Source organism: Sphingopyxis sp. (genome assembly GCF_025869345.1).
In the GTDB taxonomy this organism is placed as follows: Bacteria; Pseudomonadota; Alphaproteobacteria; order Sphingomonadales; family Sphingomonadaceae; genus Sphingopyxis.
In genome coordinates this window covers 1-6,971 of sequence record NZ_JAOZVW010000098.1, presented here as the reverse complement: position 1 = coordinate 6,971, position 6,971 = coordinate 1, and the positions used below count along the sequence as shown (strand labels likewise).

4 protein-coding genes are annotated in these 6,971 nt (G+C 64.7%); 3 read left to right on the top strand and 1 reads right to left on the bottom strand.

All coding sequences use genetic code 11. The features are described from left to right. Positions 1 to 107: 107 nt before the first annotated feature. The gene (locus tag OJI97_RS10405; protein WP_297663237.1) at positions 108 to 584 is read left to right on the top strand and encodes a glutathione peroxidase; all 477 of its coding nucleotides are present in this window, start codon (positions 108 to 110) and stop codon (positions 582 to 584) included. A gap of 11 nt (positions 585 to 595) precedes the next feature. Here OJI97_RS10405 and OJI97_RS10400 read toward each other — a convergent pair whose 3' ends face one another. After that, positions 596 to 1,411, bottom strand: a complete 816-nt coding sequence (locus tag OJI97_RS10400; protein ID WP_297663235.1) for a hypothetical protein — start codon at positions 1,409 to 1,411, stop codon at positions 596 to 598. 311 nt (positions 1,412 to 1,722) lie between these two features. Between OJI97_RS10400 and dnaE the strand changes: the two genes are divergently transcribed. Together dnaE and OJI97_RS10390 are read left to right on the top strand one after the other, a co-directional pair. Continuing rightward, the gene (gene dnaE / locus OJI97_RS10395; protein WP_297663233.1) at positions 1,723 to 5,226 is read left to right on the top strand and encodes a DNA polymerase III subunit alpha; all 3,504 of its coding nucleotides are present in this window, start codon (positions 1,723 to 1,725) and stop codon (positions 5,224 to 5,226) included. Positions 5,227 to 5,300: 74 nt separating this feature from the next. Continuing rightward, positions 5,301 to 6,905, top strand: a complete 1,605-nt coding sequence (locus OJI97_RS10390) for a long-chain fatty acid--CoA ligase (RefSeq protein WP_297663231.1) — start codon at positions 5,301 to 5,303, stop codon at positions 6,903 to 6,905. The last annotated feature ends 66 nt before the right edge of the window (positions 6,906 to 6,971 follow it).

The window sequence follows — 6,971 nt, the reverse complement described above, 5'->3', positions numbered from 1 at the left end:
CCCTATGCCGGTGGGGGCCGCCCCCCCCCCACCCCCCCCGGGGGCCGTAGCGGGGCCGTGGGGCGCCCCCACTCCGCTCGACACGAACGGCAGATAGGGGAGGAAATATGACGCTCTACGATCTTTCGGCGAAGCTGCCCGGCGGCGGGTCGCAATCGCTGGCCGATTATCGCGGCAAGGTGCTGCTGATCGTCAACACCGCGTCGAAATGCGGCTTCACCCCGCAATATGAGGGGCTGGAGGAACTCTATCGCGACTATAAGGATCGCGGGTTCGAGATACTGGCCTTCCCCTGCAACCAGTTCGGCGCGCAGGAGCCGGGCGATGCGGCGGAGATCGCGAATTTCTGTTCGCTGACCTATGACGTGACCTTTCCGGTGATGGCGAAGATCGACGTCAACGGATCGGACGCCGATCCGGTGTTCAAATATCTGAAAGAGGAAAAGACCGGCCTGCTCGGCAGCGGGATCAAGTGGAATTTCACCAAATTCCTGGTCGATCGCGGCGGCAAGGTCGTGTCGCGCCACGCGCCGACGACGAAACCCGAGCAGTTGCGGAATGAGATTGAGGACCTGCTGGGTTAGGGCGCGCGAACTCAGTTCGAAATATACACTTCGGGGAACCCCTGCTTCCGCCACCGTTCAACATCAGCCTGCATCTGTGCACGCTTCGCGGCCGGAGATATGTCGTCCGTTGCGAATTCCACATTGTCGCTAACCGGTGTGCCATATCGACGGCACTGTTGGAGCATCAGCGGGAAATAGCTTTTGATGATGGGCAGGGCGTTCTTCAGCGTTGGCCAGCTTCCCCGATAGCCCTCGGGCGCCGGCTTGCGCTTGATCGCGTGGAAGCAGGCGGCATTCATGCCATTGATCGGCTCACGAAGCTGCACCCACATGATAAAATTCATCGGTTCGCCGACAACGGATTCGGCCGGTGCTCCCGTTCCCGTCGCGGGTTTGGGCGTATCCGCCGGAGAAGACGCAGATGTTGCATTGTTCGATGCGGTTGGGGAAGCCGTATATCTCCAGATATCGAACGGGTTGGCTATCTTGATCTCGCGGCTTGCGGGTGGTGCTTGGGCGAGTTGAATATACGCCTTGGCTAAATCCAACGCAGCCTTCTCGCTGTATCTGTGATCACATTTGATGTTGCGCGACCACCCCTGCGCTGTCGGATAGAGCCGTTCCGACAGGGTGCTCAATTGTTGCATCATGGCTGCTTCACCGCCGAAGCCCGGATCGGCAAAGTCAGCCGGGGCGACAACGATCAGGTTGGAGTTCGGCCCCTCGCATTCGCCCTTGGAGCATATCTCGACGGCACAGGTGCGCCAATCCTGTCGCTGAGCATGCGCCGTACCAATCGAAAGGATGATTGCCAAACAGGTGAAAGCCACGCGTGAAATCGTCATGTGCACCCCTCGATTTTCGGCCTGTCCCGGCGCGCTGCTCAAGATGAACGGCGCGCGACGCGGCTACGGAATCTAGGCGAGGCGCCCGAGCGCGGGCATCCCTTTTTGTGGGGTAAAAAACACGGGTGCGTAATGTTGAGTGCGTCGGGACGCTCTCCATCACATCCGTATCTGTCATCGCGAGCGAAGCGACGCAACTCAGAGCGGTCGAGCGCAGCTCTGGATTGCCGCGTCGCCTTCGGCTCCTCGCAATGACGATTTTGTGAATCGAGACCATGGTCGAATCGCCGTCGTCACGTTAGCGTAACCAGATGGCCTACAGCCCCTTCGTTCCCCTGCGCGTCTTTTCCAGTTTCACCATGCTGGAAGGGGCGATCGACCCGAAAGCCATTGCCAAGGCCGCGCGCGAGCGGGGGTTTCCGGCGGTCGCGATTGCCGATCGCAACGGACTTTATGGCGTCATGGCGTTCGGCGAGGCGTGCAAGGCGGCGGGGGTGCAGCCGGTCATCGGCGCGCTGCTGAGCGTCGCGCGGCCGGGGCAGCGGCTCGCGAACGGCGCGCCGATGGTCGACTGGCTCGCGCTCTATGCGCAGGACGATGCCGGCTACAACAATCTCTGCGCGCTCGTCTCGCACGCGCATCTCGGGCGGCCGGTCGAGCAGGAGCCGCATGTCGCGCTCTCCGACCTCGCGGGGCGCACCGACGGGCTGATCTGCCTGACCGGCGGCGGCGAGGGCGCGCTGGCGCGGCTGCTCGCGGGCGAGCAGAAGAGCGCGGCGGAGGATTATGTCGAGCAGTTGGAAGCGCTGTTCGGCGGGCGGCTCTATATCGAGCTGTCACGGCGCGGCGATGCGACCGAGACGGCGGCCGAGGAGGCGCTGATCGACATGGCCTATGCGCGCGCGCTGCCGCTCGTCGCGACCAACCCCGCCAATTTCGTCGAACCGCAATTCCACCCTGCGCACGACGCCATGCTGTGCATCGCGCAATCGGCCTATGTCGAAAGCGAGGATCGCCGGGTGTCGAGCCCCGAGGCGTGGCTGAAGCCCGCCGAGGCGATGGAGGACGCTTTCTCCGACCTGCCCGAGGCGATCCGCAATACGCTGGTCGTCGCGCAGCGCTGCGCCTTCATGGCGCCGAAACGCGCGCCGATCCTGCCCAGCCTTGCGGGCGACCGCGAAGGCGAGGCGGCGCAGCTCGCGGCCGATGCCCGCACGGGGCTGGAGGCGCGGCTCGCGCTCTATCCCGAATTGAGCGCCGAGGAGCGGCAGGCTTATGCCGAACGGCTCGATTTCGAGGTCGGGGTCATCACCCAGATGGGCTTTCCCGGCTATTTCCTGATCGTCGCCGACTTCATCAAATGGGCGAAGGCGCACGATATTCCGGTGGGGCCGGGGCGCGGTTCGGGCGCGGGCAGCGTCGTCGCCTGGGCGCTGACGATCACCGATCTCGATCCGCTCAAGCTAGGCCTGCTGTTCGAGCGATTCCTCAATCCCGAGCGCGTGTCGATGCCCGACTTCGACATCGACTTCTGCGAAACGCGGCGCGGCGAGGTGATCCGCTATGTGCAGGAGAAATACGGCCGCGACACGGTCGCACAGATCATCACCTTCGGAAAGCTGAAGGCGCGCGCGGTGCTGAAGGACACCGGCCGCGTGCTCCAGATGAGCTATGGCCAGGTCGACCGGCTGGCGAAGCTGGTGCCGAACCATCCCACCGACCCCTGGACGCTCGAACGCGCGCTGAACGGCGTATCCGAGCTGATGACCGAATATAAGCAAGACGACGGGGTGCGCCGCCTGTTCGACATGGCGCGCCAGCTCGAAGGGCTGCCGCGGCACAGTTCGACCCATGCGGCGGGGGTGGTGATCGGCGACCGGCCGCTCGACCAGCTCGTCCCGCTCTATCGCGACCCGCGCTCGGACATGCCGGTGACCCAGTTCGACATGAAATATGTCGAAACGGCGGGGCTGGTGAAATTCGACTTCCTCGGTTTGAAGACGCTGTCGGTGCTCAAGGAAGCGCGGCGGCTGCTCGCGCTGCGCGGGGTCGATGTCGATCTCGACCAGCTCGCGTGGGACGACGAGGAGGTCTATGCCTTGCTCCAGCGCGGCGAGACGGTCGGGGTGTTCCAGCTGGAATCGGAGGGGATGCGGCGCACGCTGTCGGCGGTGAAGCCGACCAATTTCGGCGATATCATCGCGCTCGTCGCGCTCTATCGCCCCGGCCCGATGGACAATATTCCGCTGTTCGGCGCGCGCAAGAACGGGCGCGAGGCGATCGCCTATCCGCACCCGCTGCTCGAGGGCATTCTTGCCGAGACCTATGGCATCTTCGTCTATCAGGAACAGGTGATGCAGGCGGCGCAGATCCTCGCCGGCTACAGCCTCGGCGGCGCCGACCTGCTGCGCCGCGCGATGGGCAAGAAGATTCAGGCCGAGATGGATGCGCAGCGCGAGACCTTCGTTGCGGGCTGCGGCGAGCATAACAAGATCGACGCGAAGACGGCGAACGAGCTGTTCGACTTGATCGACAAGTTCGCGGGGTACGGCTTCAACAAGAGCCATGCCGCGGCCTATGCGCTGCTCTCCTATCAGACCGCGTGGCTGAAGGCGCATTATCCGCACGAATTTTTCGCGGCGTCGATGTCGTTCGACAGCCATCAGACCGACAAATTGTCGATCTTCATCGACGATATGCGCCGCCTGGACATTGCGGTCGCCCCGCCGTCGATCAACGACAGCGAGGCCGATTTCTCGGTCGGGCGCACCGTGGATGGAGGGGGCGAGGACGGGCTCGCGGTGCGCTATGCGCTCGGCGCGCTGAAGGGCGTCGGCGAAAAGGCGATGGAAATGCTCGTCGCCGAGCGCCATGCGAAGGGCGAATTTGCTAGCCTCGACGATTTCGCCAGCCGCATCGACCCCAAACAGCTCAACCGCCGCCAGATCGAGGCGCTCGCGGGCGGCGGCGCGTTCGACTGCGTCGAGCCCGACCGGCCGCGCGCCTTTGCCGGGGCAGAGGCGCTGCTTGCCTGCGCGAACAGTTCGGCGCACGAACGCTCGACGGGGCAGGGCGGGCTGTTCGGCGGCGACATCGCGATCGCGCCCGCGCTCCAGCTTCCCGCCGCCGAGCCCTGGACGCTGGCCGAGCGGATGACGCGCGAGAAGGAGGCGTTCGGTTTCTATTTCTCGGCGCACCCGGTCGAGCAATATGAGGCGATCGTCCAGGCGCGCGGCGCGCGCAGCTATGGCGACATCTGCGAAAATGTCGAAATGACCCCGGGAACGCGCATCCCGATGGTGATGGCGGCGATGGTCGAAAGCGCGCGTCCGCGCGTGTCGCAGCGCGGCAACCGCTTCCTCAATCTGACGCTGTCGGACCGCAGCGGACAGTTTCAGTCGAGCTGTTTCGACGAGGGGGCGGGCAAGATATTGGAAGCGCTGGCGGCCGATGGCGGCTGCGCGATCCTGTCGGTCGAGCTCGACCTGCTCGAGGGCGAGGAGACGCCGCGGGTGACGGTGCGCGGGGCGCAATCGCTCGCCGACATCGCCGCGACCGCGGCGCTGCAACTGACCTGCCGGGTCGAACTGGCCGATGCGGTGGCGGAGATCGCGCCGTTGCTCGACCGGCGCGACGATGCGCGCGGCAAGGTGATCATCGCGACCCGCGACCCGATCACCGATGCGGACATCCGGATAGAGCTCGGCAGCCGATTCGCGCTCGGCCCCGATACCGTTTCGCGCCTCGAAATGGTTGCGGGCGTAACCGATGCTGCGCTTGCACTTGTCGCGCCGCGCGATTTCAGGGTTCGTTAGCCCGCTTCACCCTTGCATCGCTCGCATTTTCAGCCCTATCCCTCAGGTGCAACGATAATCGAGGGATGTCTGAAATGGGAATGCAGGGCCAGCCGCTGCTCGTCACGAGCCTGATCGACCACGCGGCGCGCGAACATGCCGCGCGCGAGATCGTCTCGCGCTGGGCCGACGGCAGCATGACGCGATCGACGTGGGGCGAAGTGGGCAGCGATGCGCGCCGTTTCGCGGCCGCGATGGTGAAGCTGGGCATGAAGAAGGGTGATCGCATCGCGACGCTGGCGATGAACCACGGCCATCATCTGGTGAGCTGGTACGGGACCGCCGGGATGGGCGGGGTTCTGCACACGGTCAATCCGCGGCTGTTCGACGAACAGCTCGTCTATATCATCAACCATGCCGAGGATCGGGTGCTGTTCCTCGATGCGGCTTTCCTGCCGATCATCGAGCGGCTCAGGCCCGAATTGAAGAGCGTCGAGCATTTCGTGCTGTTCGATGCTCCCGCGCAGGACGGCTATCTGTCCTATCGCGACCTGATCGCCGCCGAGGACGGCAGTTTCGCCTGGGTGGAGCTCGACGAGCGCGATCCGGTCGGGCTTTGCTATACCAGCGGCACGACGGGCAACCCCAAGGGCGTGATCTACGAGCATCGCTCGAACGTCCTGCACGCGATCACCGAGGTTCAGCCCGATGCCTTCGACCTGTCGAACCGCAGCGTGATCCTGCCGATCGTGCCGATGTTCCATGCGAACAGCTGGGGCGTTCCCTTCGCGGCGGCGACCGTGGGGGCGAAGATGGTCTTTTCGGCGACCAACGACGCGCAGGCGCTGTGCGACCTGATGCACGCCGAGGGGGTGACGCACAGCGCGGGGGTGCCGACCGTATGGCTCGCGATGTTCGCGCATATGGATGCGACGGGGATCGGCTATGGCGCGCTCCAGCAGGTCAACATCGGCGGATCGGCGGCGCCGCGCGCGATGGTCGAACGCTTCATGAAGGCGGGCGTCTATGTCGGTCACGCCTGGGGCATGACCGAAACCAGCCCGATCGGGACGATGGGCCGGCGCCCGTGGAACTGGGACAGCCTGAGCTTCGACGAGCAGGTCGACGTCATCTGCCACCAGGGCTGCCCGCCGTTCGGGGTCGAACTGCGCATCGTCGACGACGAGGACAATATATTGCCGCGCGACGGCGTGACGAGCGGGCGCCTGCAATGCCGCGGACCGTGGATCATCCAGCGCTATTTCAAGGCCGACGCCGATGCGACCGACGCCGACGGCTGGTTCGACACCGGCGACGTGTCGGTGATCCATCCCGACGGCGTCATGCAGATCACCGACCGTGCGAAGGATGTCATCAAGTCGGGCGGCGAATGGATTTCGTCGATCGAGCTCGAAAATGCCGCGGTCGGCGCGCCGGGGGTGCAGGAAGCGGCGGCGGTCGGCGTGTTCCACCCGAAATGGGACGAACGGCCGATCCTGCTGATCGTGAAAAAGCCCGGCGCCGAGGTGAGCGAGGCGGGCATCGTCGATTACCTCAAGGACAAGGTCGCGAAATGGTGGTTGCCCGACGAGGTCGTCTTCGTCGACGAACTGCCGCACACCGCGACGGGGAAAATCCTGAAGCGGCAGATTCGGGACGATTACAAGGATTACCGGCTGCGGTCGCTGGTGGAGGCTTAGGCTTTACATCCTGTCGTCATTGCGAGCGAAGCGAAGCAATCCAGAGTGGCGTAAACCGCTCTGGAT

Bases quoted from the DNA above. Each gene is read 5' to 3' on its own strand.
- OJI97_RS10405 (WP_297663237.1), top strand. From the start codon at position 108: ATGACGCTCTACGATCTTTCGGCGAAGCTGCCCGGCGGCGGGTCGCAA.
- OJI97_RS10400 (WP_297663235.1), bottom strand. From the start codon at position 1,411: ATGACGATTTCACGCGTGGCTTTCACCTGTTTGGCAATCATCCTTTCG.
- dnaE (WP_297663233.1), top strand. From the start codon at position 1,723: ATGGCCTACAGCCCCTTCGTTCCCCTGCGCGTCTTTTCCAGTTTCACC.
- OJI97_RS10390 (WP_297663231.1), top strand. From the start codon at position 5,301: ATGGGAATGCAGGGCCAGCCGCTGCTCGTCACGAGCCTGATCGACCAC.